Source organism: Candidatus Accumulibacter sp. ACC012 (assembly GCF_907163155.1).
In the GTDB taxonomy this organism is placed as follows: domain Bacteria; phylum Pseudomonadota; class Gammaproteobacteria; order Burkholderiales; family Rhodocyclaceae; genus Accumulibacter; species Accumulibacter delftensis.
In genome coordinates this window covers 107,447-129,931 of the sequence record NZ_CAJQUC010000002.1, presented here as the reverse complement: position 1 = coordinate 129,931, position 22,485 = coordinate 107,447, and the positions used below count along the sequence as shown (strand labels likewise).

Sequence of the window (22,485 nt, the reverse complement as noted above, 5' to 3'; positions counted from 1 at the left end):
CGCCGACGAGACTTTGGCCACTTGTGGCCACCTCGTGCCGCCTTTGCCAACCAGACAGTTCTTTTCACCAGGGGAAAACGCCATGAAGCTACCCGTCCATTTCTACAAGCCGCTCGCCATCGGTGCGCCACCACCCCTGCGCGAATTACCGGTGCGACCGGAGCGAATGATCCATTTCTTCCCACCGCACATCGAAAAAATCCGCGCCAAAGTACCGGAGACGGCCAGGAGATGCGACGTGATGTGCGGCAACCTCGAGGACGCGATCCCGATCGAGTCCAAGGAGGCCGCTCGTGCCGGCTTCATCGAAGTGCTGGAGAACAACGACTTTGGCGACACGGGCATGTGGGTGCGCATCAACGCGCTGAACAGCCCCTGGGTTCTCGACGACCTCAGCGAAATCATCAAACATGTCGGCAACAAGCTCGATGTGATCATGATTCCCAAAGTCGAGGGGCCATGGGATATTCACTTCGTCGATCAGTACGTTGCTCTGCTTGAGGCGAAGTACGCGATCCGCAAGCCGATTCTGCTGCACGCCCTGCTCGAAACCGCGCAGGGGGTAACCAACGTCGAGGCGATCTGTGGCGCCAGTCCGCGCATGCACGGCCTGAGCCTCGGCCCGGCCGACCTGGCCGCGTCGCGCGGCATGAAAACCACCCGCGTCGGTGGCGGACACCCCGGTTACGGCGTTCTTGCCGACGCGCAGGAAGCCCAGGAACAGCGCGCTTTCTTTCAGCAGGATCTGTGGCATTACACGGTGGCGCGCATGGTCGATGCGGCCGTGGCACACGGCCTGCACTCGTTCTACGGCCCCTTCGGCGATCTCAAGGACGAAGCGGCCTGCGAAGCGCAATTCCGCAATGCTTTCCTGATGGGCTGCTCAGGCGCCTGGTCGCTGGCACCAAACCAGATTGCCATTGCCAAGCGCGTCTTCAGCCCCGACGTCAAGGAGGTCCTGTTCGCCAAACGTATCCTGGAAGCCATGCCCGATGGCAGTGGGGTAGCGACCATCGACGGCAAGATGCAGGACGACGCGACGTGGAAACAAGCGCGGGTGATCGTCGATCTGGCGAGCCTGGTGGCCAGGCGAGATCCGGACCTGGCGGCAGCCTATGGGCTGTAGCACAGTAATCAACAACAGCAGAGAGAAGAGAAAATGAGCGAGAAAACCAGATGGGGCAACTTTTTTGAGGATTTTCGCGTCGGCCAGGCCATCGTGCATGCGACCCCGCGCACCATCACCGAAGGTGACGTGGCCCTGTACACGGCGCTGACCGGCTCGCGCTTTGCCCTGACCTCGGCCGACACGTTCGCGCACAGCCTGTCCTTTCTCCGTTCCCCGGTGGACAACCTCTTGGCTTTCAACGTGGTTTTTGGCAAGACGGTGCCCGATATCTCGCTCAATGCCATTGCCAACCTCGGCTACGCCGCTGGGCGCTTTGGCCACCGCGTCTATCCGGGAGACACGCTCACCGCCGATTCGACAGTGATCGGGCTCAAGGAGAACCGCGATGGCAAGACAGGCATCGTCTACGTACGCTCGTGCGGCGTCAATCAGCGACGGCAAATTGCCCTCGATTACTGCCGTTGGGTCATGGTTCGCAAGCGCGACCCGGCGTCGCCGGCGCCCGAAACCGTCATTCCCGAGCTGCACGATGTCGTGCCGGTGAGCGAGCTGGTGATTCCGCCTGGAATCAGGGTGGAAGGCTACGACACCGCCCTCTCGGGCAGTACTGATCTATGGGACGACTATCGGGTCGGGGAACGAATCGATCATCTCGACGGGATGACCATCGAAGAAAGCGAGCACATGATGGCCACCCGCCTCTACCAGAACACGGCGCGGGTACACTTCAACCAGCATGCGGAAAAGAGCGGGCGCTTCGGACGCAGGATCATCTATGGTGGCTACATCATTAGCTTGGCGCGCTCGCTGTCGTTCAACGGCCTGGCCAATGCCTTCAGCATCGTGGCGATCAACGCCGGCAGGCATGTCGCGCCCGCATTCGCCGGTGATACGGTCTACGCGTGGTCGGAAATCATCGAACAGATGTCCTTGCCGGGCCGCCATGACCTTGGCGCACTGCGCGTGCGTACGGTGGCGACCAAGGACCGTAGCTGCGCCGACTTCCCCTACAAGCAGGCCGACGGTTCCTACGATCCAAGCGTCCTCCTGGACTTCGACTATACGGTCCTGATGCCGAAAAGACCGGGGAGTAGCCCACTGCCGGCATGAGCACTGACCAGCAAGCGGGTGGCATCGCCGCACGCATCGGTAGCACCAGCACCAGACCAAGCTGCTGCAGAGAGTCGGCAGTTGAGCAAATCTCGTCTATCGGACGCCGATTCTGACGACTTTCCGGAAAATTGCGGCTGCCTGCGATCCAGATCGAGGTCGATGTTTTCAATGAACTCGAACTGAGCTATGCTGCGCAAACTTCAAAACGACACCGATGTACAACCGAAGTTCAACACTGGAGGAAACATGTTCCAAGTCCGAATACATGGTCGCGGTGGCCAGGGCGTGGTTACCGCTGCCGAGATGTTGTCGATTGCCGCATTCGAGGAAGGCCGCCATGCACAAGCCTTTCCGAGCTTCGGATCGGAGCGCACCGGCGCCCCGGTAGTCGCTTTTTGCCGTATCGCTGACCAGGAGATCCGGCTGCGTGAACCAATCATGGAGCCCGATGCCCTGATCATTCAGGATCCGACCCTGCTCTTCCAGGTCGATGTCTTCTCCGGCTTGAAGAAAGGCGGCTATATCCTGATCAACACCAGCCGCAGCTTTACCGAGTTGGGCCTTGCTGATTTTGTCCGTGACTGGCCGGCAGAGCGACTTCTCACCGTCCCGGCCACCGATCTCAGTCGCAAGCACGTTGGCCGACCGATGCCCAACGTGCCGCTGCTCGCCGGATTCGCCGCCGCCTCGGGAATCATCCGCCTGGAGTCGGTGATCAAGGCCATCAATACCAAGTTCTCGGAGAAGATCGCCAGCAACAACATCGCCGCCGCCAGCGAGGCTTATCAGTTCGTCCTTGACGAAGTTGCCGGGGCAAGTCACCAGGAGGCCGCACATGCTTAAACAGACTGAAGGTTCACACGCGGTTGCCGAAGCGGTCGGCCTTTGCCGGCCCGAAGTCATCTGCGCCTACCCGATTTCGCCCCAGACACACATCGTCGAAGGCCTCGGCGAAATGGTCAAGGCCGGCGAAATAAGCGACTGCGAGTTCATCAACGTCGAATCGGAGTTCGCGGCAATGAGCGTCGCCATCGGTTCCTCGGCAACCGGTGCTCGCACCTATACCGCCACCGCTTCACAGGGCATTCTGTTCATGTGCGAGGCGGTCTATAACGCTTCCGGCCTCGGCCTGCCGATCGTCATGACCGTCGCCAACCGTGCCATCGGAGCTCCGATCAATATCTGGAACGACCATACCGATGCCCTCTCGCAACGCGACAGCGGCTGGATCCAGCTCTTTGCCGAGACCAACCAGGAAGCGCTCGATCTGCACATCCTGGCTTTCAAACTTGCCGAGGAAGTCAGCCTGCCGGTAATGGTCTGCATGGACGGCTTCATTCTCACGCATGCTTACGAGCGCGTGGACGTACCGACTCAAGAGCAGGTCGATGCCTTCCTGCCGCCTTACGAGCCGCGCCAGGTCCTTGACCCGACCGATCCGGTATCGATCGGCGCGATGGTCGGCCCGGAAGCTTTCTCCGAAGTGCGCTACCTCGCGCACGCCAAGCAGATGCAGGCCTTGGAACTGATCCCGAAGCTGGCCGCGCAGTTCAAGACCATATTCGGTCGCGATTCGGGTGGTCTGACCCATTCCTATTTCACCGACGATGCGGAAACCATCGTCGTGGCGATGGGTTCGATCCTGGGTACCATCAAGGATGTCGTCGACGAGATGCGCCAGGCGGGCGAGAAGATCGGCGTCCTGGGAATCATTTCCTACCGTCCTTTCCCGCTCGAAGAGGTACGTAAAGCGCTGCAGAACGCAAAACGCGTCGTCGTGCTCGAAAAGAGCCTCGCCGTCGGCATCGGCGGCGTCGTGTCTACCGATGTGCGCATGGCGATGTCCGGGCTGCAACTCGAAGGACACACCGTCGTCGCCGGACTCGGCGGGCGGGCGATCACCATGAAGTCGCTGCACGCGCTGTTCGCCAAGGCCATCCGCGGCGAACTTGAGCGCCTGACCTTCCTCGACCTCGACTGGGACGTGGTCAACAAGCAACTCGAACGCGAGCGCACGACGCGCCGTTCGGGCCCGGCAGCGGAAAGCATGCTGCGTGACGTCGGCGTCGTCGCCGCACGGATTGGCTGAGGAGAACCACGATGAGCTTTCAACCCGTCCATTTCTATCAGACCGGCACTTTCACCGTCGGCAATCGTCTCCTGGAAGCATCAGAACGCAGTGTCCAGGCCAACATTCAACGCACCAATTCGCTGAACTCCGGACACCGTGCGTGTCAGGGTTGTGGTGAAGCACTCGGCGCACGTTACGCCATCGATGCGGCGATGAATGCCGCCCGTGGCCGCCTGATTGCCGCCAATGCCACCGGCTGCCTCGAAGTCTTCTCGACGCCCTACCCGGAAACCTCGTGGCAGATTCCCTGGATCCACTCGCTGTTCGGCAACACTGCGGCGGTTGCCACCGGCATTGCCGCAGCGATCAAGGTGAAAAGAAACAAAGGCCAGATGGGTGACGTCCGCGTCGTCGCCCAGGGCGGTGACGGCGGCACCACCGACATCGGTTTCGGCTGCCTGTCGGGCATGTTCGAGCGCAATGACGATGTTCTGTACATTTGTTACGACAACGGCGGCTACATGAATACCGGCGTACAGCGCAGTTCGGCAACGCCACCGGCAGCGCGCACCGCGACGACCATGCCGGTCGGCCCCGAACCGGGCAACCAGTTCGGCCAGGGCAAGTTCCTCCCGGCGATCGCCATGGCCCACGAAATTCCTTACGTCGCGACGGCTACCGTCGCCGACCTGCGTGATCTCGAGTACAAGGTCACCAAGGCCATGGGCATGCGTGGCGCGCGCTACATCCACATTCTCGTCCCCTGTCCGCTGGGCTGGGGCGCGGCGTCCGAAGACACCATTCTGCTGGCGCGCCTGGCCAAGGAAACCGGCATTTTTCCGGTCTTCGAAGCGGAGAACGGCGAGCTTACCGGCACCTTGAAGATCCGCAGAAAGCAACCGGTTGAGGAATACCTCAAGCGGCAGAAGCGCTATGCACACCTCTTCGGCAAGAAGCCGGCAGTGGCAACGATCGCCCGCCTGCAAGCTGCGGCAGACAAGAACATTCGCAAATACGGACTGCTCGACCAGGAGGCGAACTGATGGAAAAACCCTTTGCCATTACCCTAGACCCCGGCTCCTCGCTGGCCAACCACACCGGCTCGTGGCGTACTTCGCGGCCGGTCTATATCGACCGCTTGCCCCCCTGCAACAAGCAATGTCCCGCTGGTGAGGACATCCAGGGCTGGCTGTTTCATGCCGAATCCGGCGACTATGAAAGCGCCTGGCGGCACCTGACCAAAGACAACCCTTTCCCGGCGATCATGGGACGCGTTTGTTACCACAGCTGCGAAGGTGCCTGCAACCGCGGCCAGATCGACGAGCCGGTGGGCATCAATTCGGTCGAGCGCTTTCTCGGCGACGAGGCCCTCAAGCTCGGCTGGAAACTCACCCCACCGAGCAGCGAGTCGGGCAAGAATGTGCTCGTCGTCGGTGCCGGTCCGTCCGGCATGTCGGCGGCCTACCACCTGCGCCGCCTCGGCCATAGCGTCACGGTGTACGAGGCGGGACCGCTGCTTGGTGGCATGATGCGCTTCGGGATTCCGAAATACCGACTGCCACGCGACATTCTCGAGGCAGAAATGCAGCGCGTCGTGGAACTCGGCGTCAAGGTGAATCTGAACACCAAAGTCGATAACATTCTCAACACCATGGCCGACGGCAAGTTCGACGCCGCCTTCCTGGCCGTTGGTGCGCACATCGGCAAACGCGCGCGCATCCCGGCTGGCGACGCGGCGAAAATCGTCGACGCCATCTCGCTGCTACGCAGCATGGAGGGCGAAGAGAAGCCGATGCTCGGTCGCCGCGTGGTCGTCTATGGCGGTGGCAATACCGCTATCGACGTGGCGCGTACCGCCAAGCGCATGGGCGCCGAACCCTTGATCGTCTATCGCCGCACACGCGCGGCAATGCCGGCCCATGATTTCGAGATGGAAGAAGCCCTTCAGGAAGGGATCATGGTCAAGTGGCTGTCGACCATCACCCAGGCCGACGAGTCATCCTTGACCATCGAAAAGATGGCCCTGGATGAGACGGGCTTCCCGCAGCCGACCGGCGAGTTCGAGACCATCGAGGCTGATTCACTGGTCCTCGCGCTGGGACAGGATGTCGATCTCGGACTCCTCGAAGGCGTTCCCGGCCTGGAGGTCAGCGACGGCGTAGTCAAGGTCGCGGCGAACATGATGACCGGTCATCCGGGAATTTTCGCGGGTGGCGACATGGTTCCCGCGGAGCGCAACGTCACCGTCGGCATCGGTCACGGCAAGCAGGCGGCGCGGCATATTGACGCCTGGCTGCGCGGCGAGGAACACGTTCCGGCAGTGCAACACGAAGTGGCCAACTTCGAGAAACTCAACACCTGGTATTACGCCGACGCACCGAAAACCGTGCGCCCGATGCTGGACATCATTCGTCGCCAGTCGACTTTCGATGAAGTCCAGGGCGGCCTGGACGAGAATACGGCGCTGTTCGAAGCCCGCCGCTGTCTGTCCTGCGGCAACTGCTTCGAGTGCGACAACTGCTATGGCGTCTGCCCGGACAATGCAGTCATCAAGCTCGGCCCCGGCAAGCGCTTTCAATTCAACTATGACTACTGCAAGGGCTGCGGCATGTGTGTTGCCGAATGCCCCTGCGGCGCGATCAAGATGGAGGCAGAAGAAATCTGATCGCTGGCGCTGCGCCCGTTTTCCGCTCCTGGTCCGCTTACGGGTCGGGAGCGCTGCAATTCAGTGACCCGCGGCGTAACTTGCCCGGGTAACTCCCTCTAGGGCCCCTTCGAGCGTACTGCTCGAAGCTCCCTTCCTTCTTCCCTCATACGCGAGGTATTTATGTCAACTGAAACAAAGAACGTGTACGTATTTGGTGCCAGCCGCACTGACGGCGATGCCACGATGAAGAATCTTCTCGGTGGCAAGGGCGCCAACCTGGCCGAGATGTGCCGCCTGGGAATCGTCGTTCCGCCCGGTTTGACCATCAGTACCGAAGTGTGCACGGTCTACACCGAGCAGGGCCAGGATGCTGTCGCCAAGTTGATCGATGCGGAAGTCCGTGCCAGTGTTGCCTTCATCGAAAACGAAATGGGCAAGAAGTTCGGCGACTCCGCAGATCCGCTGCTGCTATCCGTACGCTCGGGCTCGCGCGCCTCGATGCCGGGTATGATGGACACCATCCTGAATCTGGGCCTCAACGACGAGGCCGTCGCCGGCTTGGCCAGCAAGGCTGGCAACGAACGTTTCGCCTGGGACTCGTACCGCCGCTTCATCCAGATGTACGGCGATGTGGTGATGGGCCTCAAGCCGGTATCGAAGGAAGAGCATGACCCCTTCGAAGTGGTCATCGACATGCTCAAGGAAAAGAAAGGCGTCGAGCTCGATACCGATCTCAGCACCGACGACCTGAAGGAACTGGTGCAGCGCTTCAAGGGGCTGATTCGTGCCCGCATCGGGCGCGAGTTCCCGACCGATCCGTGGGAGCAGCTGTGGGGTTCGGTGATGGCCGTCTTCCAGAGCTGGAACAATGACCGCGCCGTGGTGTACCGCGAACTGAACGACATCCCTGACGCCTGGGGTACGGCCGTAAACGTGCAGGCCATGGTCTTCGGCAACCTTGGCGACAACAGTGGTACCGGCGTGGCCTTCACGCGCGATGCAGGCACCGGCGAAGACCTCTTCAACGGCGAGTTCCTGATCAATGCGCAGGGTGAAGACGTCGTTGCCGGCACCCGTACGCCGCAACAGATCACCCTCGAAGGATCCCGGCGCTGGGCACAACTGGCGATGGTCAGCGAGGAAGATCGCCGCAGCCGCTTCCCATCGCTCGAAGAGCTGATGCCGGACATCTACAAGCAGCTGCTGGCCGCCGAAACCAAGCTCGAAGACCACTACAAGGACATGCAGGACGTCGAGTTCACCATCCAGGAAGGCCGCCTGTGGATGCTCCAGACGCGTGGCGGCAAGCGTACCGGCGCGGCTATGGTGCGCATCGCGATGGAAATGCTGCGTCAGGGCATGATCGATGAGAAGGAAGCCCTGCGCCGCGTCGGTCCGGATCGCCTCAACGAGCTTCTGCACCCGGTCTTCGACCCGGCAGCAATCAAGAAAGCACGTTCCATCGCCCACGGCCTGCCGGCATCACCGGGCGCCGCCACCGGCCAGATCGTCTTCTTCGCCGACGAAGCCGAAGAATGGGTCCGCAAGGGCAAGGCCGTGATCCTGGTGCGTCAGGAGACCTCCCCCGAGGACCTGCGCGGCATGAGCGTTGCCACTGGCATCCTGACCGCGCGCGGCGGCATGACCTCGCACGCGGCAGTCGTTGCACGCGGCATGGGCAAGTGCTGTATCTCGGGTGCCGGCGCGGTGCGTGTCGATTACCACGCACGGACAATGACGGTCGGTGGAGAAGTCTACAAGGAAGGCGACTGGATTTCCCTCGACGGCTCGACCGGTAATGTCTTCGAAGGCCAGGTGCCAACCAAGGAAGCCGAACTGACCGGCGACTTTGGCGCGCTGATGGACCTGACCGACAAGTACAAGCGGCTTGGCATTCGCGCCAATGCCGACACCCCGGACGACGCCAAGGCCGCGCGCAATTTCGGCGCCAAGGGCATCGGCCTCTGCCGTACCGAGCACATGTTCTTTGAAGGCGACCGCATCAAGGCCGTCCGCGAAATGATCCTCGCCGAGGACGAAGCAGGCCGCCGCAAGGCACTCGCCAAGCTGCTGCCGATGCAACGTGGTGACTTTGAAGGTCTGTTCCGTGAAATGAGCGGGCTGGCGGTCACCATCCGCCTGCTCGACCCGCCGCTGCACGAATTCGTCCCGCACGACGAAGCCAACCAGAAGATCATGGCCCACGAAATGAATGTGCCGCTGGGGGTGATCAAGATGCGGGTTGATGACCTGCACGAGTTCAATCCGATGATGGGTCACCGCGGCTGCCGCCTCGGCATTACCTATCCGGAAATCACCGAAATGCAGACCCGCGCGATCATCGAGGCGGCGCTCAACATGAAAGCCAAGGGGTTCGACGTCAAGGCCGAGATCATGGTGCCACTGGTCGGGACGGTACGTGAATTCAACGCCCAGGCCAAGATCATCCGCAAGACCGCTGACGCCGTCTTCGCCGCGCGTGGCGAAAAGATCGACTACATGGTCGGCACGATGATCGAGACGCCACGTGCGGCCCTGATCGCCGACAGCATTGGCCAGCAAGCGGAGTTCTTCTCGTTCGGAACCAACGACCTGACGCAGATGGCGATGGGTTTCTCGCGCGACGACGCCGGCAAGTTTCTGCCGAGCTACCTGAAAGACGGCATGTACGAGCGCGACCCCTTCGAATCGATCGACCAGAAAGGGGTTGGCCTGCTGGTCGAAATGGCCGTCGCGAAAGGTCGTGCGGCGCGCCCGGGGATCAAGCTGGGCGTCTGTGGTGAGCATGGTGGCGACCCGGATTCGATCACCTTCTTCCATCGTACCGGCCTCGACTACGTCAGTTGCTCACCTTTCCGGGTGCCGATTGCCCGCCTGGCAGCGGCGCGAGCGGCCATCGACGACGCCAGCTGAGCTTAGCCGCCACTCATCCGGCAGTCTTCGTTCCCGGTTCGCCTGCGCAGCAGCATCGCCAGGCTCCGGGCACGCAGGAGGTCGGATCTGTCAGTTCTTGCGACCGCCAGCGCCCCGGCCCTGGCGAACCCGTAATCGCCGACGAAACGCACCGCCTGGCTCCCAGGCGGTGTTTTTTATCCGGAAAGCCATTTGCCCGCGTTTTCACGCCGTGACGCGCAGTGGCGTGCCACCTCCAGTTTCCTGATGGCCTTCAATAGATGAACTTCGAACTTCTCGCCGCCGACGGCGCAGCCCGCCGAGGCCGCATCAACCTCGCCCATGGCATCGTCGAAACCCCCACCTTCATGCCGGTTGGCACCTACGGGACGGTCAAGGCGATGACCCCGCGCGACCTGATTGAAAGCGGCGCGCAGATCTGTCTCGGCAATACCTTCCACCTTTGGTTACGACCGGGTCTGGAGGCCATTGCCGCACATCGCGGACTGCACCGCTTCATGTCCTGGGATGGACCGATTCTCACCGATTCGGGCGGTTTTCAGGTTTTTTCGCTCGGGGCCCTGCGCAAGATCACGGAAGAAGGAGTCACCTTCCAGTCGCCGATCAACGGCGACCGGCTTTTTCTGACGCCGGAGGAGTCGATGCGCATCCAGCATGTGCTCGATTCGGACATCGTCATGATTCTCGACGAATGCACGCCCTATCCAGCGAGCCACGGCGAAACCGCTACCTCGATGCAGCTTTCGCTACGCTGGGCGCAGCGCTCGCGTGCCGCGCACGACCTGCTCGCCAATCACAACGCACTGTTCGGGATCGTTCAGGGTGGCATGTACGAGGACCTCCGCGACGAGTCGCTGGCCGGGCTCGCCGAAATCGGCTTCGATGGTTACGCCATCGGTGGACTGTCGGTCGGTGAGCCAAAAGACGACATGGCGAGAATCCTCGCCCACACCGCTCCACGCCTGCCAGGCGACAAGCCCCGCTACCTGATGGGTGTCGGAACGCCCGAGGATCTGGTAGCCGCGGTGCAGGTGGGCATCGACATGTTTGACTGCGTGCTGCCGACGCGCAACGCACGCAACGGTCATTTTTTTACCCGTCATGGTGACATCCGGATCAGAAACGCCAAGCACAAGACAGACCCTCAGCCGCTCGACGACAGCTGCGACTGTTATACCTGTCAGAACTTTTCACGCGCCTACCTGCATCACCTGCACCGCGTTGGCGAAATCCTCGGCGCGCAACTCGGCACCATGCACAACCTGCACTATTATCACCAGCTGATGCATGAACTGCGCACGGCGATTGCTGCCGGCACGCTCGCCGAAACGGTGCGCAGCTTCCACAGCCGCCGCCGGCGGCCGCCGGAATGATAGTGCTATAATTGCGGGTTCAATTTAAACCTTCCATTCTAGGAGACTGATGTGCTAATCAGTACCGCCCACGCCCAAACCGCTGCCGCTGCCGACCCAACGGGTGGCTTTATGCAGCTCCTGCCCATCATTTTGATGTTCATCGTCCTCTACTTCCTGATGATCCGGCCACAGATGAAGCGCACCAAGGATCACAAGGCGCTGGTCGAAGCCCTTGCCAAAGGCGATGAAGTAGTCACCGGTGGCGGCATTGCCGGCCGCATTACCAAGGTCGGCGAGAATTTTATCGCCATCGAGGTTGCCACCGCCGTCGAAATCCAGGTCCAGAAACAGGCGGTCACGCTGCTTCTGCCAAAAGGCACGCTGAAGGCACTCTAACCACCAGCCGGGCGCCTGTCTCCGGGCAGCGCTCGCGTCCTCTGACGGCACAAAAAGTATTCATGAATCGCTATCCGCTCTGGAAGTACGTCCTCGTCGGCCTGGCACTGCTGTTCGGCCTGATCTACACCTTGCCCAACTTCTTTGGCGAATCGCCTGCGGTGCAGGTTTCAAGCGCCAAGGCGACGGTGAAGATCGACAGCAGCACCCGTGAACGCGTCGCCAGCACTCTGCAGGCAGCCGCGATAGCCAACAGTGGCCTCTTTGTCGACAGCAATGGCGTCAAGGTTCGCCTGTTGAGCAACGACACGCAGCTGCAGGCAAAGGATGTCCTGGAGAAGCAATTCAACCCGGACAGTAGCAACCCGCAATACGTCATCGCCCTGAATCTGCTGTCGAGCTCGCCGCAATGGCTGACCAGGCTGCACGCGTTGCCGATGTACCTCGGCCTCGACCTGCGTGGCGGCGTACATTTCCTGCTGCAGGTAGACATGCCGGGCGCGCTGACCAAACGCCTGGACTCGCTCGGCGCCGATCTGCGCACCCTGCTGCGCGACAAGAATGTCCGCCACGCCGGCATCGACCGCCAGGGCGAGCGCATCGTGATCCGTTTTCGTGACCAGGAGAAGCGCAACCAGGGACGCTTGACCCTCGAGGAGAACCAGCCCGATCTGCTCCTGCTTGATCAGGGCGAAGACAGCGACCTCAAGCTGGTCGCCAGCCTGCGGCCGGAAGCGATCAAGCGCCTACAGGATTTCGCGCTCAAGCAGAACATCACCACCCTGAACAACCGCATCAACGAACTCGGTGTTGCCGAGCCGGTGATTGCCCAGCAAGGCGCTGATCGCATCGTCGTGCAGTTGCCGGGCGTGCAGGACACAGCCAAAGCCAAGGACATCCTCGGGCGCACCGCGACGCTGGAAATCCGCATGGTCGAGGAAACGCCAGGCGCCGTCGAAGCGGCACTGGCTGGTCAGGTGCCCTTCGGCAGCGAGCTCTATGTCGAGCGTGACGGCGCACCGCTGCTGGTCAAGAAGCAGGTGGTGCTCACCGGCGACCGCCTGACCGACGCCCAACCCGGTTTCGACGGCCAGACCAACGAAGCGGCCGTGCACCTGACGCTCGACTCGCCGGGTGCACGCATCTTCAAGGACATCACCCGCGACAACGTCGGCAAGAGAATGGCCATCCTGCTGATCGAGAAAGGCAAGGGCGAAGTGGTCACTGCGCCGGTGATCCGGGCAGAGATCGGGGGTGGTCGCGTGCAGATTTCAGGCCGCATGACGACCACCGAAGCCAACGACACGGCGCTGCTGCTGCGCGCCGGTTCGCTGGCCGCGCCCATGGAAATCATCGAAGAGCGCACCATTGGTCCCAGCCTTGGTGCCGAAAACATCGCCAAGGGCTTCCAGTCAACGATGTGGGGCTTTGCCGCCATCGCCGTCTTCATGATCGCCTACTACCGCTTGTTCGGCCTCGTCTCAGTCATTGCCCTGGCCGCCAACCTGCTGTTGCTGATCGCCCTGCTCTCGTTGCTGCAGGCAACCCTAACCTTGCCCGGTATCGCGGCCATCGCACTGACCCTGGGCATGGCCATCGACGCCAACGTCCTGATCAACGAACGCATCCGCGAGGAACTGCGCAATGGCTCATCGCCGCAAGCAGCGATCCACACCGGTTATGAACGAGCCTTCGGCACCATTCTGGATTCCAACATCACGACCCTCATTGCCGGTCTGGCGCTATTGATGTTTGGCTCCGGCCCGGTACGCGGCTTCGCGGTGGTGCACTGCCTTGGCATCATGACTTCACTATTCTCGGCAGTGGTCGTCTCGCGCGCGCTGGTCAACCTGATCTATGGCCGCCGCCGCAAGGTCGAAAATTTGTCCATCGGCCAGGTGGACTGGAAACCGGCCGACGCTGGCTCGGCCGCCGTCAAATAGAGAGGCACCACCATGGAATTCTTCCGGATCAGCAAAGACATCCCGTTCATGCGCCATGCGCTGGTGTTCAACGTCATTTCGTTGCTCACTTTCCTGCTGGCGGTGACCTTTCTTTTCACCCGAGGTCTGCATCTCTCGGTCGAGTTCACCGGCGGAACGCTGATCGAGCTCCACTACACGCAAACGGCGGACCTCGAAAAAATTCGCGACGGGCTTGGCAAAGCCGGCTATAACGACCTCTCGGTCCAGCATTTCGGGTCTAGCCAGGACGTCTTGGTCCGCCTGCCTCTGACGGCCGATCAGAACACGGCCAGCATCGGTCAGGCGGTCATCGAGGCGCTCGCCGTTGAAGCGCCGGGCGCCACGCTGCGCCGTGTCGAATTCGTTGGCCCGCAGGTGGGTAGAGAACTGGCCGAGAACGGCGCCCTGGCGCTGCTGGTGGTGATCATCGGCATCGTCCTCTACCTGTCGTTTCGTTTCGAGTGGCGATTCTCGATATCGGCGATCATTGCCAACCTGCACGATGTGATCATCATCCTTGGCTTCTTCGCTTTCTTCCAGTGGGAATTCTCGCTTTCCGTTCTGGCGGCAGTGCTCGCCGTGCTCGGCTACTCGGTCAACGAGTCAGTGGTCGTTTTCGACCGTGTCCGCGAGACTTTCAAGAAGGCGCGTGGCCTGAGCACACCACAGGTCCTCGACCATGCGATCACCAGCACCATTTCGCGCACCGTGATCACCCACGGATCAACGCAGGTCATGGTTCTGGCGATGTTGATCTTCGGTGGCGAGACGCTCTATTACTTCTCGCTGGCGCTGACCATCGGCATTTGTTTCGGGATCTACTCGTCGGTTCTGGTCGCCAGCCCGCTGGTCATGTGGCTCGGTGTCTCACGCGAGCAGTTCGTCAAGCCGAAGCGGAAAATCGAAGGCGCCAACGAGGACGGCGCCGTCGTGTGAAGTGTGGAGTGTAAAATCCGAACTCAGACCGCGAAGATGTGCTTCGTGCGCAGCGTCTTGCGCTCCTCCACAAGCATCAGCAAACGATCAATATTGACATGCTTGCCGGGATTGGCGCGCGCGTCCTCAGTGTGCTCGGCAAACATCTCCAGGCCTTTCCTGGCCGCCTCCGGGGTAATCGCCCCGTAGGTCTGTGCCAGGTGGTTGTAGACCGCCACTGAACCCTGGCTGCCCGCCTTGTTCTCGAGCACGGCCTGCACTTCGCCGGCAGCGTCCAACAGATTGATCGCCGCGATGTGCGACACCCCCGGCAGCTTCTTCAGATTCTCGGCAAACTGCGCCATCGTCAGCCCTTCCGGCGCGTGCGAAGCGTGCGAAAAATGCCGATCGCCACGCCGATGGTGATGCAGGTCGCAAGCGTCGCCAGGACATCGCTCCAGCGGGTTTGCTCTACACCAACGGCAGAAGACCAGACGGCGGCGATCAGACCGCCGGCGAGGACACCAAGTACGGCACCAAGAAAGATGGCGCCTTGCAGCGCACCGCGCCGACCGTCCTCGCCGCAGCAGGTGGGGCAGTAGCGGGCGTCGCCGGGGAGCATCCGCTGGCAGCTGCCGCAAACGATCGGCTCGAGCACCTCGCCGTCGCTCTTCGACACAGGCGTCGCATCGGTATCGGGGCCATCGGGACGCAGGGGAGCAGCGCTGCCCATCAAATCCTCCTCGCCAGTTCAGCGGCCTTGCCGGTATAGTCCCAAGGCGTCAGCGTCAGCAGTTCGGCCTTGGCTGCCGCTGGAATCTCCAGCGTCGAGACGAAATCCTGCATCGCCTGCCGTGAAACCCGTTTGCCACGAGTCAGTTCCTTGAGTTTCTCGTACGGATTGGCCACCGCATAGCGCCGCATCACCGTCTGCACTGGCTCGGCGAGCAGTTCCCAGTTGGCGTCGAGATCTGCATGCAGGCGCTCTGCATCGGCCTCGAGCTTGTTCAAGCCACGCAGCAGCGAGTCGTAAGCGAGCAAGGTATATCCCAAGGCCACCCCCATATTGCGCAACACCGTCGAATCGGTCAAGTCACGCTGCCAGCGCGAGATCGGCAACTTCTCGGCAAGGTGACGCAGCAAGGCATTGGCCAAGCCGAGGTTTCCTTCCGAGTTCTCGAAATCGATCGGATTGACCTTGTGCGGCATCGTCGACGAGCCGATCTCGCCAGCCTTGAGCTTCTGCCTGAAGAAACCGAGCGAGATATAACCCCACAGGTCACGGTTCAGGTCGACCAGAATCAGGTTGGTGCGGGCAAAGGCGTCAAACAGTTCCGCCATGGCGTCGTGAGGCTCGATCTGAATGGTATAGGGATTGAACTCCAGGCCCAGCGATTCGACGAAGCGACGCGCCAGACTCTCCCAGTCAAAATCCGGGTAAGCGGCGAGATGGGCATTGTAGTTGCCCACTGCGCCATTGATCTTGCCGAGCAGCGCTACCCGGGCGATGCCGGCGCGTGCGCGGCTCAGGCGATGGGTGACGTTGGCCATTTCCTTGCCGAGCGTCGTCGGCGTCGCCGGCTGGCCGTGCGTTCGCGACATCATCGGCAGTTCGGCAAATTCGTGCGCCAGATCGCGAAGGCGCGCCAGCACGCGGTCCAGCATCGGCAACATCGTTTCGTCGCGAGCCGTCTGCAGCATCAGGGCGTGCGCCAGGTTGTTGATGTCCTCCGAGGTGCACGCGAAATGGATGAACTCGGCGACGGCCATCACTTCTGCATTGCCTGCCAAGCGCTGCTTGATCCAGTACTCGAGCGCCTTGACATCATGGTTGGTGACCGCCTCGATCGCTTTCACCTCGCCGGCCTGCTGGACACCGAAGTCACTCACCAGGGCATCAAGCTCGGCCAGCGTTGGCGCAGAAAAGGCCGGTATTTCGGCGAAATGCGGCTCGGCAGCCAGAGCCTTCAGCCACTCGATTTCGACCTGCAAACGACGGCCGATGAGTCCGTATTCGGAAAACTGGGGGCGCAGCGGGTCAAGCCTGCCCGCGTAACGGCCATCCAGCGGGGAAAGGGAAACAAGTGCGGAATCGGGCATGGCGGGCGTCCTTGAGGCGTGTGCAGGGTAGCCCGCTATTTTACCCGTCCGCGGCATGCGCTCGTAATTGAGATACCGCTGCAATGGTATAATTGTGCGCAAATATTTACTGTCGGGAAACAAATGAAGCTCATCGGATCGCTGACCAGCCCCTACGTCCGCAAGGCACGCGTCGTTCTGGCAGAAAAGAAAATCGACTATGAGTTTGAGTTGGATTCGCCATGGACTCCGGCAACGCAGGTGGCCAACGTCAATCCGCTGGGAAAGATACCGGTCCTCGTCCTGGATGACAGCACCACCCTATTCGACTCACGAGTGATTGTCGAGTACCTGGACAATGTCGCTCCGAACAACAAACTGATGCCCAACCAGAATCGTGAGCGCATTGAAGTCAAGCGCTGGGAGGCGCTGGCTGACGGCGTCTGTGATGCGGCCGCGCTGACCTTCCTCGAAAAAAAGCGCCCGCCCGCTCAGCAAGCTGCTGACTGGATCAAGCGCCAGGAAGACAAGATCGGCCGCAGCCTGGAGTTCATGGCCGAAGAACTGGGTGACAAAAGCTTCTGCATGGGCATGCATTTTTCGCTCGCCGACGTCGCCGTGGGCTGCGCGCTTGGCTATCTGATCCTGCGTTTCCCCGAGATCCACTGGCAGGAACAGCACGCCAACCTTGCCCGCCTCTACGGCAAACTGATGACACGCTCCGCCTTCGCCGAAACCGTGCCGCACGACTGATCAGGATTGCCCGAGCGCGCCCCCGGCCGGCGTTGCGCTTGAGCAAACAGCAACTGCCATCACACCGCGCACGGCACAGTTCAGCCCTAGCGGCCGCTCCCTGGCGGTGAGGCGATGGCGTCGGCATTGATTCCCTGGCCGCTAACCTCGACTGCATCCGCCTTGCCGTCTTCCTGTAACAAGGCCTCTTCCGCACGTCGATTGAGAACGATGATACTGATCCGGCGATTGATCGAGCTGAGCGGATCGTTCTTGTCGAAGAGTACGGTGGACGACAGGCCGACGACGCGCAACACCTTGTGCTCATCCATGCCACCGGCAATCAGCTCGCGCCGCGAAGCGTTGGCGCGATTGGCCGACAACTCCCAGTTCGAGAAACCCTTGGCACCGCCACCGAACTGAGCGGCGTCGGTATGCCCCGACAGACTCAGCTTGTTCGGCACGGCATTCAGCGCCTTGCCAATTTCATGCAGAATGGTACGCGTATAGCTCTTCAGGTCGGCGCTACTGGTATCGAACATCGGGCGATTCTGCTCGTCGACGATCTGGATGCGCAAACCTTCGCTGGTAATATCGATCAACAACTGGTTCTTGAACTGCCTGAGCGCCGGATTGCTTTCAATCAGCTTTTCGATATTCTGCTTGAGTTCCCCCAGCATCAGCGTCTCGCGCTCTTCGAAGACCTTGCGCGCATGCTCGGCGTTGGTCTCCTTGAGGTTGATGGTCTTGCTCTGAGCCTCGATATCGCCTCTCTTGACCTGCCCGGCGGTGCGCGTCAGGTCCTTGCCACCACCCTTGAGGACACTCGAACTGTCGCCGGTGCCCGACCCTCCCTGCGAAGCAATCTTCAGCGGGTTCTGGAAATAGTCGGCGATCCCCTGCAGATCACCGCTGGCCGTCGAGCCGAGCAGCCACATCAGCAGAAAGAAAGCCATCATCGCCGTCACGAAGTCGGCGTAGGCAATCTTCCAGGCGCCCCCGTGGTGCGCCGCTGCCACCTTCTTGATACGCTTGATGACGATTGGGCGTACGTCTTCGCTCATTCAGCGCCTCCCCTGAGTCGCATCCGCATCGCCTATTTGCCTTTGCGATTCTTGAGTTCGTCTTCGAGTTCGCCAAACGTCGGACGCACCCCGGAGGCCAGGGTCTTGCGACCGAATTCGACGGCCACCTGTGGCGCATAGCCGGACATCGACGCCAGCAGGACGACCTTGATCACCTGATAGATCTTCGCGCCGTCCTGGGCCTTCTGTTCGAGCAGGCTGGCCACCGGCGAGACGAAGCCGTAAGCGATGAGAATACCGAGGAAGGTGCCGACCAGCGCACCACCGATCATTTTTCCCAGCACCGCCGGCGGCTCGCCGACCGAGCCCATGACGTTCACCACGCCCATCACGGCAACGATGATACCGAAGGCCGGTACCGCGTCGGCAATCTTGGAGACGACATGTGCCGGCGTCTCGGCCTCGTGATGGTGGGTGTCGATTTCGATATCCATCAAATTCTCGATCTCGATGGCGTTGAGGTTGCCGCCGACCATCATGCGCAAATAGTCGGTAATGAACTCCATCACGTGATGATCGTTGGCAAGCACCGGGTACTTGCTGAATATCGGGCTGTCGTGCGGGTTCTCGACGTCGTTCTCGATCGACATCAGCCCTTCCTTGCGCACCTTTGCCAAGACCTCGAAGAGCATCGCCAGCAGGTCGACGTACAGCGCCTTGGTGAACTTCGAGCCCTTGAAGATTCCCGGCAAGGCAGCAATCGTCGACTTGATGATTTTCAATTCGTTACTGGCGACGAAGCCACCAATGGTCAAACCAACGATGGCAATGTATTCCATCGGCACCCACAGCGCCGCCAGGCTGCCGTGAACCGCGTAGGTGCCCAGTGCTGCCACCAGAATGATTACGTAGCCAACAATCAGAAACATCCGCCCCCCCTTGTCATCGCGCCCAAGGCGCGTGTCGCTGACTTAACACAGCATTGTCGCGCATTGTATAGCCAGATGGCACACTGCAGGCACAGGCCAAACGGCAAGGCAGCGCCTCTTCGGCAAAAGATTGTGCTCTTTCGAGCCCCGCTTGCCGGGCCGCCTCCCCAGCACGCGACCCGCGACCGCCACTTGCCCTGCGGCAGAGGCCAGAGCCATCGCCACAGGCGATGCCCTGCCGGCCCGAATCATATAAACTTGCGGCGTCATCGAACGCAGCGGGGACTCCGAGAAATGTATTTCTGCAGCCAATGCGGCGAAGCGGTCAGCCTGTCGATTCCGGAGGGCGACAACCTCCCCCGGCACGTATGCGAAAGCTGCGGCACGATCCATTACCAAAATCCGAAGCTGGTGATCGGTTGTATCGCCGAATGGCAGGAACAAATCCTCCTGTGCCGGCGTTCGATCGCCCCACGCTACGGCTTGTGGACGCTACCTGCCGGCTTCATGGAGAACGGTGAAACGACCCGCCAGGGCGCGCTGCGCGAAACACTCGAAGAAGCCTGCGCACGCGTCGAGCTTGGCGAACTGTTCTCGCTGGTCAACATCCCGCACATCAACCAGGTGCACCTCTTCTACCGTGCCCGCCTGCTCGATACCGGCTTCGCAGCCGGATTGGAAACCCTGGAAACAGCGCTCTTCGCCGAAACAGAGATCCCGTGGCAGGAACTCGCTTTCCAGAGCGTCACGCTCTGCTTGCGGGCCTATTTTGCCGACCGTAAGGCAGGCCAATTCGTGCTCCACGAAGAAGAGTTGCGGCCAGCGGCGGCACACGCCTGAGCCCGCACACGCGCCGATGAGCACCGGCGGCAGTGGCGCGCGCGTCCTTGCCGCCGCCAGCGCCGTCGGCGCCTACGCTCGCCGCCCGCCGAAAATGGCGATCAGGCGTTGCGGCCTAAGTCTTGTTCCGCTGTTCGCCCTGACGCATTTTCTTGTGGAAGTAATACGGGAACCAGACCGACATGCCGAGGAGGAAGACAATCACGAAAACGCTGAACAGACCGTAATCACTCGAAAACAACAGATCCCAAGCCATTCCTTACCTTTCTTTATCAACTGAAATTTTTTCGTCAGCAGGCAGTACTCGGGCCGAGGGTATCAGCCGCAGCGCAGGCTGTTTGTCACTCTCCCAGTCACCCGCCAACAGCCACTCCTGCTGTTCATCTTCAAGGACAAGATGCCAGCGACCATGGATCGGCAGCAGCTTGGCGCCATAGACGCCACCCCCTTCGGAGCGCATTGAAACGCTCTGATCGAAACCCGGCCGCGTCGGGTGCGTAATGCGCAAGCTGAGCGTGGCCGGCAATGGCGTCCCCTCCTTGGCGCGCAGCAGAACGCGAATGCGATCGCGATCCCCGCCGAGAATCAGCTCCGCTTCGAGTCCCAACTCGGCCGCACGCAGGTGACGCTCGCTGCGTTGATTGATCGCCAGTCCCTGCTTGTAGTAATCGTCGGCTACCAGGCCATCATTGCTGATCACTGCCAGATAGGCGGTCGCCACACCAGCGACAATGACCACCGCCGGCCCGAGCATGATCAGCCAGGGCCAGGGCTCGCGGTACCATGGGCCGCTATCGGTCGCGCGCCTACTCTTCATGGCATGAAAAAGCTTGCTTTTTCGCGAACCGAGAGCTTGTCGTCGCTCTCGGAACGAACCTCGAAGAAGATTTCATTGGAGCCCTTTTTCCCAGCCCCTGGCTCGACCCGTGCCGAGAGGGAAACGGTCTGCGACGAAGCGGCCGGAAGATCAACAAGGCGCTCGCCAACGATATCGATACCGTCCATGCCGCTGACCGTGATCGCATAGCGGTGCGGCACTTCGGCGGTATTCGAAATACGCAGCGTGAACACGTTCTCGATACGCCCGTCGGTGGCCTCGCGTGACAGGCTCGAACGATCACGCAGCACGTCCAGCTTCAGCGGCACGCGCTGGCTGAGGCTCCACACGGCAGCGAGGATGATGGCCAACAGGATGCCGCTATAGAGCAGCGTTCTGAAACGCCACAGGTGCCCGATGATCTCCCGCGCCGTGTAGTGTTTGGCCAGGGCGTTCTCGGTCGAATAGCGAATCAGACCGCGTGGCGAACCGACTTTGTCCATCACCTGATCGCAGGCATCGATACAGGCCGCACAGGCAATGCACTCGAGCTGTAGACCATTGCGAATATCGATACCGGTTGGGCAAACCTGAACGCAGATGCTGCAGTCCACACAGTCACCCAGTGGCGGCGCATCGGCAGCCCCTTTCTTCTTGCGCAGCCCGCGTGGCTCGCCGCGCTCAGGGTCGTAAGTAATGATCAGGGTGTCGGAGTCAAACATCACGCCCTGGAAGCGTGCGTACGGGCACATGTACTTGCAAACCTGCTCGCGGAGAAAACCGGCCATCATGTACAGGAAAAAGGCATAGAAGAAAACCCAAAAGGCCTCCCATGGCCCGATCCGGAACGACACCAATTCGGCGAGCAACTCCTTGATCGGCGTGAAATATCCGACGAAGGTAATCCCCGTCCATAGCGCAACCAACAGCCACAGCGCATGCTTGACGAACTTGAGCCGGAACTTGCGCGCATTCATCGGCTGCGCGTCGAGCTTCATTCGCGCCGGACGTTCGCCCTCGATCTTGCGTTCGATCCACATCAGTATTTCGGTGTACACGGTCTGCGGGCAGGCGTAGCCGCAGAACAGGCGCCCCCCCACGGCGGTGACCAGGAACAGTCCGTAGGCCGAAATCACCAGCAGGATCGCCAGATAGATGACATCCTGCGGCCAGAAGACCATGCCGAAAATGTAAAACTTGCGTTCGATGATATGGAAAAGTACCGCCTGGCGGCCGTTCCATTCGAACCAGCACAAACCGTAGAACAAGGCCTGGGTAAAAAACACCATCACCCAGCGCCAGTTGTTGAACAGCCCCGTCACGGTACGGGCATACACCGTTTTGTGCTTCTCGTACAAACCTTCGACGTTGATGGGAATTGCCTTGGCCTGTCTGCTGGCCGCCTCATTCATGATCTTAGCTCCGATCAATTTCAGAATTACACCAAACGCTAATATACAGATTGGCGTCCGAAGTGGGTTTGATATGTATCAGCGACAGGAGCGATTCGGGAGCAGCACATGTTCCAAGCCTTTTCGTCAAGCCGCCGACGACTCGTCA

General features: G+C 60.9%; 21 protein-coding genes. 13 read left to right on the top strand and 8 right to left on the bottom strand.

What is annotated here, in order from left to right; all coding sequences use genetic code 11:
- Positions 1-82: 82 nt before the first annotated feature.
- The 11 genes from QZ648_RS01110 to secF all read left to right on the top strand — a co-directional run bounded on the left by QZ648_RS01110 (position 83) and on the right by secF (position 14,524).
- Entirely contained in the window at positions 83-1,126 is a 1,044-nt protein-coding gene (locus QZ648_RS01110) for a CoA ester lyase (RefSeq protein ID WP_169065945.1), read from the top strand.
- Positions 1,127-1,159: 33 nt separating this feature from the next.
- Positions 1,160-2,239, top strand: coding sequence for a MaoC family dehydratase (locus QZ648_RS01105; protein WP_291995857.1), 1,080 nt, complete (start codon positions 1,160-1,162; stop codon positions 2,237-2,239).
- 249 nt (positions 2,240-2,488) lie between these two features.
- Positions 2,489-3,085, top strand: coding sequence for a 2-oxoacid:acceptor oxidoreductase family protein (locus QZ648_RS01100; protein ID WP_169065943.1), 597 nt, complete (start codon positions 2,489-2,491; stop codon positions 3,083-3,085).
- Positions 3,078-4,331 (top strand): transketolase C-terminal domain-containing protein, encoded by a 1,254-nt coding sequence (locus QZ648_RS01095; protein ID WP_291995856.1) that lies wholly within the window; start codon positions 3,078-3,080, stop codon positions 4,329-4,331. The genes QZ648_RS01100 and QZ648_RS01095 overlap by 8 nt, the downstream gene beginning before the upstream one ends.
- 11 nt (positions 4,332-4,342) lie before the next feature.
- The gene (locus QZ648_RS01090; RefSeq protein ID WP_169065941.1) at positions 4,343-5,356 is read left to right on the top strand and encodes a thiamine pyrophosphate-dependent enzyme; all 1,014 of its coding nucleotides are present in this window, start codon (positions 4,343-4,345) and stop codon (positions 5,354-5,356) included.
- Complete coding sequence (locus QZ648_RS01085; protein ID WP_169065940.1) at positions 5,356-6,978, top strand: NAD(P)-binding protein; 1,623 nt, start codon at positions 5,356-5,358, stop codon at positions 6,976-6,978. The genes QZ648_RS01090 and QZ648_RS01085 overlap by 1 nt, the downstream gene beginning before the upstream one ends.
- A 162-nt stretch (positions 6,979-7,140) precedes the next feature.
- On the top strand, positions 7,141-9,873 hold the full coding sequence (gene ppdK, locus QZ648_RS01080) for a pyruvate, phosphate dikinase (protein ID WP_169065939.1): 2,733 nt from the start codon (positions 7,141-7,143) through the stop codon (positions 9,871-9,873).
- Between the two features lie 260 nt (positions 9,874-10,133).
- Positions 10,134-11,246 (top strand): tRNA guanosine(34) transglycosylase Tgt, encoded by a 1,113-nt coding sequence (tgt, locus tag QZ648_RS01075; protein ID WP_291995855.1) that lies wholly within the window; start codon positions 10,134-10,136, stop codon positions 11,244-11,246.
- 51 nt (positions 11,247-11,297) lie between these two features.
- Positions 11,298-11,624: a preprotein translocase subunit YajC gene (gene yajC / locus QZ648_RS01070; protein WP_169065938.1), complete on the top strand. Its 327-nt coding sequence runs from the start codon at positions 11,298-11,300 to the stop codon at positions 11,622-11,624.
- A 62-nt stretch (positions 11,625-11,686) separates the two neighbouring features.
- Positions 11,687-13,567, top strand: a complete 1,881-nt coding sequence (secD, locus tag QZ648_RS01065) for a protein translocase subunit SecD (protein ID WP_169065937.1) — start codon at positions 11,687-11,689, stop codon at positions 13,565-13,567.
- A 12-nt stretch (positions 13,568-13,579) separates the two neighbouring features.
- On the top strand, positions 13,580-14,524 hold the full coding sequence (secF, locus tag QZ648_RS01060) for a protein translocase subunit SecF (protein WP_291995854.1): 945 nt from the start codon (positions 13,580-13,582) through the stop codon (positions 14,522-14,524).
- Between the two features lie 23 nt (positions 14,525-14,547).
- On the opposite strand, the gene QZ648_RS01055 is transcribed toward secF, so the two are convergent.
- The 3 genes from QZ648_RS01055 to purB are packed head-to-tail and all read right to left on the bottom strand — an operon-like array spanning position 14,548 to position 16,603.
- A complete protein-coding gene (locus QZ648_RS01055; RefSeq protein WP_169065936.1) occupies positions 14,548-14,868 on the bottom strand; it encodes a DUF2322 family protein in 321 nt (106 codons plus the stop codon).
- Between the two features lie 2 nt (positions 14,869-14,870).
- Positions 14,871-15,236, bottom strand: coding sequence for a zinc ribbon domain-containing protein (locus QZ648_RS01050; protein ID WP_169065935.1), 366 nt, complete (start codon positions 15,234-15,236; stop codon positions 14,871-14,873).
- Complete coding sequence (gene purB / locus QZ648_RS01045; RefSeq protein WP_169065934.1) at positions 15,236-16,603, bottom strand: adenylosuccinate lyase; 1,368 nt, start codon at positions 16,601-16,603, stop codon at positions 15,236-15,238. Before purB ends, QZ648_RS01050 begins: the two co-directional genes overlap by 1 nt.
- Positions 16,604-16,726: 123 nt before the next feature.
- Here purB and QZ648_RS01040 point away from each other — a divergent pair, with 123 nt between their 5' ends.
- A complete protein-coding gene (locus QZ648_RS01040) occupies positions 16,727-17,335 on the top strand; it encodes a glutathione S-transferase (RefSeq protein WP_291995853.1) in 609 nt (202 codons plus the stop codon).
- An 86-nt stretch (positions 17,336-17,421) separates the two neighbouring features.
- Here the strand turns inward: QZ648_RS01040 and motB are convergent, their stop codons facing one another.
- A complete protein-coding gene (motB, locus tag QZ648_RS01035) occupies positions 17,422-18,378 on the bottom strand; it encodes a flagellar motor protein MotB (protein ID WP_291995852.1) in 957 nt (318 codons plus the stop codon).
- A gap of 32 nt (positions 18,379-18,410) precedes the next feature.
- The gene (gene motA / locus QZ648_RS01030; RefSeq protein ID WP_169065933.1) at positions 18,411-19,268 is read right to left on the bottom strand and encodes a flagellar motor stator protein MotA; all 858 of its coding nucleotides are present in this window, start codon (positions 19,266-19,268) and stop codon (positions 18,411-18,413) included.
- A 294-nt stretch (positions 19,269-19,562) separates the two neighbouring features.
- On the opposite strand from motA, the gene QZ648_RS01025 reads away from it, so the two are divergent.
- A complete protein-coding gene (locus tag QZ648_RS01025) occupies positions 19,563-20,108 on the top strand; it encodes an NUDIX hydrolase (protein ID WP_169065932.1) in 546 nt (181 codons plus the stop codon).
- Between the two features lie 115 nt (positions 20,109-20,223).
- Here QZ648_RS01025 and QZ648_RS01020 read toward each other — a convergent pair whose 3' ends face one another.
- From QZ648_RS01020 to ccoG, 3 genes are read right to left on the bottom strand one after another with little or no spacing between them, the layout of a single operon-like run.
- Entirely contained in the window at positions 20,224-20,364 is a 141-nt protein-coding gene (locus QZ648_RS01020; protein WP_169065931.1) for a DUF3149 domain-containing protein, read from the bottom strand.
- A gap of 3 nt (positions 20,365-20,367) precedes the next feature.
- The gene (locus QZ648_RS01015; RefSeq protein WP_169065930.1) at positions 20,368-20,925 is read right to left on the bottom strand and encodes a FixH family protein; all 558 of its coding nucleotides are present in this window, start codon (positions 20,923-20,925) and stop codon (positions 20,368-20,370) included.
- Positions 20,922-22,337 carry a cytochrome c oxidase accessory protein CcoG gene (gene ccoG, locus QZ648_RS01010; protein ID WP_291995851.1) on the bottom strand — a complete coding sequence of 472 codons (1,416 nt, stop codon included), beginning with the start codon at positions 22,335-22,337 and terminating at the stop codon, positions 20,922-20,924. Before ccoG ends, QZ648_RS01015 begins: the two co-directional genes overlap by 4 nt.
- Positions 22,338-22,485: the final 148 nt, after the last annotated feature.

What these genes read in the sequence shown, in the direction of transcription:
- motB (WP_291995852.1), bottom strand. Translation starts at nt 18,378, where the DNA reads ATGAGCGAAGACGTACGCCCAATCGTCATCAAGCGTATCAAGAAGGTG.
- secD (WP_169065937.1), top strand. Translation starts at nt 11,687, where the DNA reads ATGAATCGCTATCCGCTCTGGAAGTACGTCCTCGTCGGCCTGGCACTG.
- ppdK (WP_169065939.1), top strand. Translation starts at nt 7,141, where the DNA reads ATGTCAACTGAAACAAAGAACGTGTACGTATTTGGTGCCAGCCGCACT.
- QZ648_RS01055 (WP_169065936.1), bottom strand. Translation starts at nt 14,868, where the DNA reads ATGGCGCAGTTTGCCGAGAATCTGAAGAAGCTGCCGGGGGTGTCGCAC.
- QZ648_RS01020 (WP_169065931.1), bottom strand. Translation starts at nt 20,364, where the DNA reads ATGGCTTGGGATCTGTTGTTTTCGAGTGATTACGGTCTGTTCAGCGTT.
- purB (WP_169065934.1), bottom strand. Translation starts at nt 16,603, where the DNA reads ATGCCCGATTCCGCACTTGTTTCCCTTTCCCCGCTGGATGGCCGTTAC.
- QZ648_RS01100 (WP_169065943.1), top strand. Translation starts at nt 2,489, where the DNA reads ATGTTCCAAGTCCGAATACATGGTCGCGGTGGCCAGGGCGTGGTTACC.
- QZ648_RS01110 (WP_169065945.1), top strand. Translation starts at nt 83, where the DNA reads ATGAAGCTACCCGTCCATTTCTACAAGCCGCTCGCCATCGGTGCGCCA.
- ccoG (WP_291995851.1), bottom strand. Translation starts at nt 22,337, where the DNA reads ATGAATGAGGCGGCCAGCAGACAGGCCAAGGCAATTCCCATCAACGTC.
- QZ648_RS01050 (WP_169065935.1), bottom strand. Translation starts at nt 15,236, where the DNA reads ATGGGCAGCGCTGCTCCCCTGCGTCCCGATGGCCCCGATACCGATGCG.
- QZ648_RS01040 (WP_291995853.1), top strand. Translation starts at nt 16,727, where the DNA reads ATGAAGCTCATCGGATCGCTGACCAGCCCCTACGTCCGCAAGGCACGC.
- tgt (WP_291995855.1), top strand. Translation starts at nt 10,134, where the DNA reads ATGAACTTCGAACTTCTCGCCGCCGACGGCGCAGCCCGCCGAGGCCGC.
- QZ648_RS01095 (WP_291995856.1), top strand. Translation starts at nt 3,078, where the DNA reads ATGCTTAAACAGACTGAAGGTTCACACGCGGTTGCCGAAGCGGTCGGC.
- QZ648_RS01090 (WP_169065941.1), top strand. Translation starts at nt 4,343, where the DNA reads ATGAGCTTTCAACCCGTCCATTTCTATCAGACCGGCACTTTCACCGTC.
- QZ648_RS01105 (WP_291995857.1), top strand. Translation starts at nt 1,160, where the DNA reads ATGAGCGAGAAAACCAGATGGGGCAACTTTTTTGAGGATTTTCGCGTC.
- QZ648_RS01015 (WP_169065930.1), bottom strand. Translation starts at nt 20,925, where the DNA reads ATGAAGAGTAGGCGCGCGACCGATAGCGGCCCATGGTACCGCGAGCCC.
- motA (WP_169065933.1), bottom strand. Translation starts at nt 19,268, where the DNA reads ATGTTTCTGATTGTTGGCTACGTAATCATTCTGGTGGCAGCACTGGGC.
- QZ648_RS01025 (WP_169065932.1), top strand. Translation starts at nt 19,563, where the DNA reads ATGTATTTCTGCAGCCAATGCGGCGAAGCGGTCAGCCTGTCGATTCCG.
- QZ648_RS01085 (WP_169065940.1), top strand. Translation starts at nt 5,356, where the DNA reads ATGGAAAAACCCTTTGCCATTACCCTAGACCCCGGCTCCTCGCTGGCC.
- secF (WP_291995854.1), top strand. Translation starts at nt 13,580, where the DNA reads ATGGAATTCTTCCGGATCAGCAAAGACATCCCGTTCATGCGCCATGCG.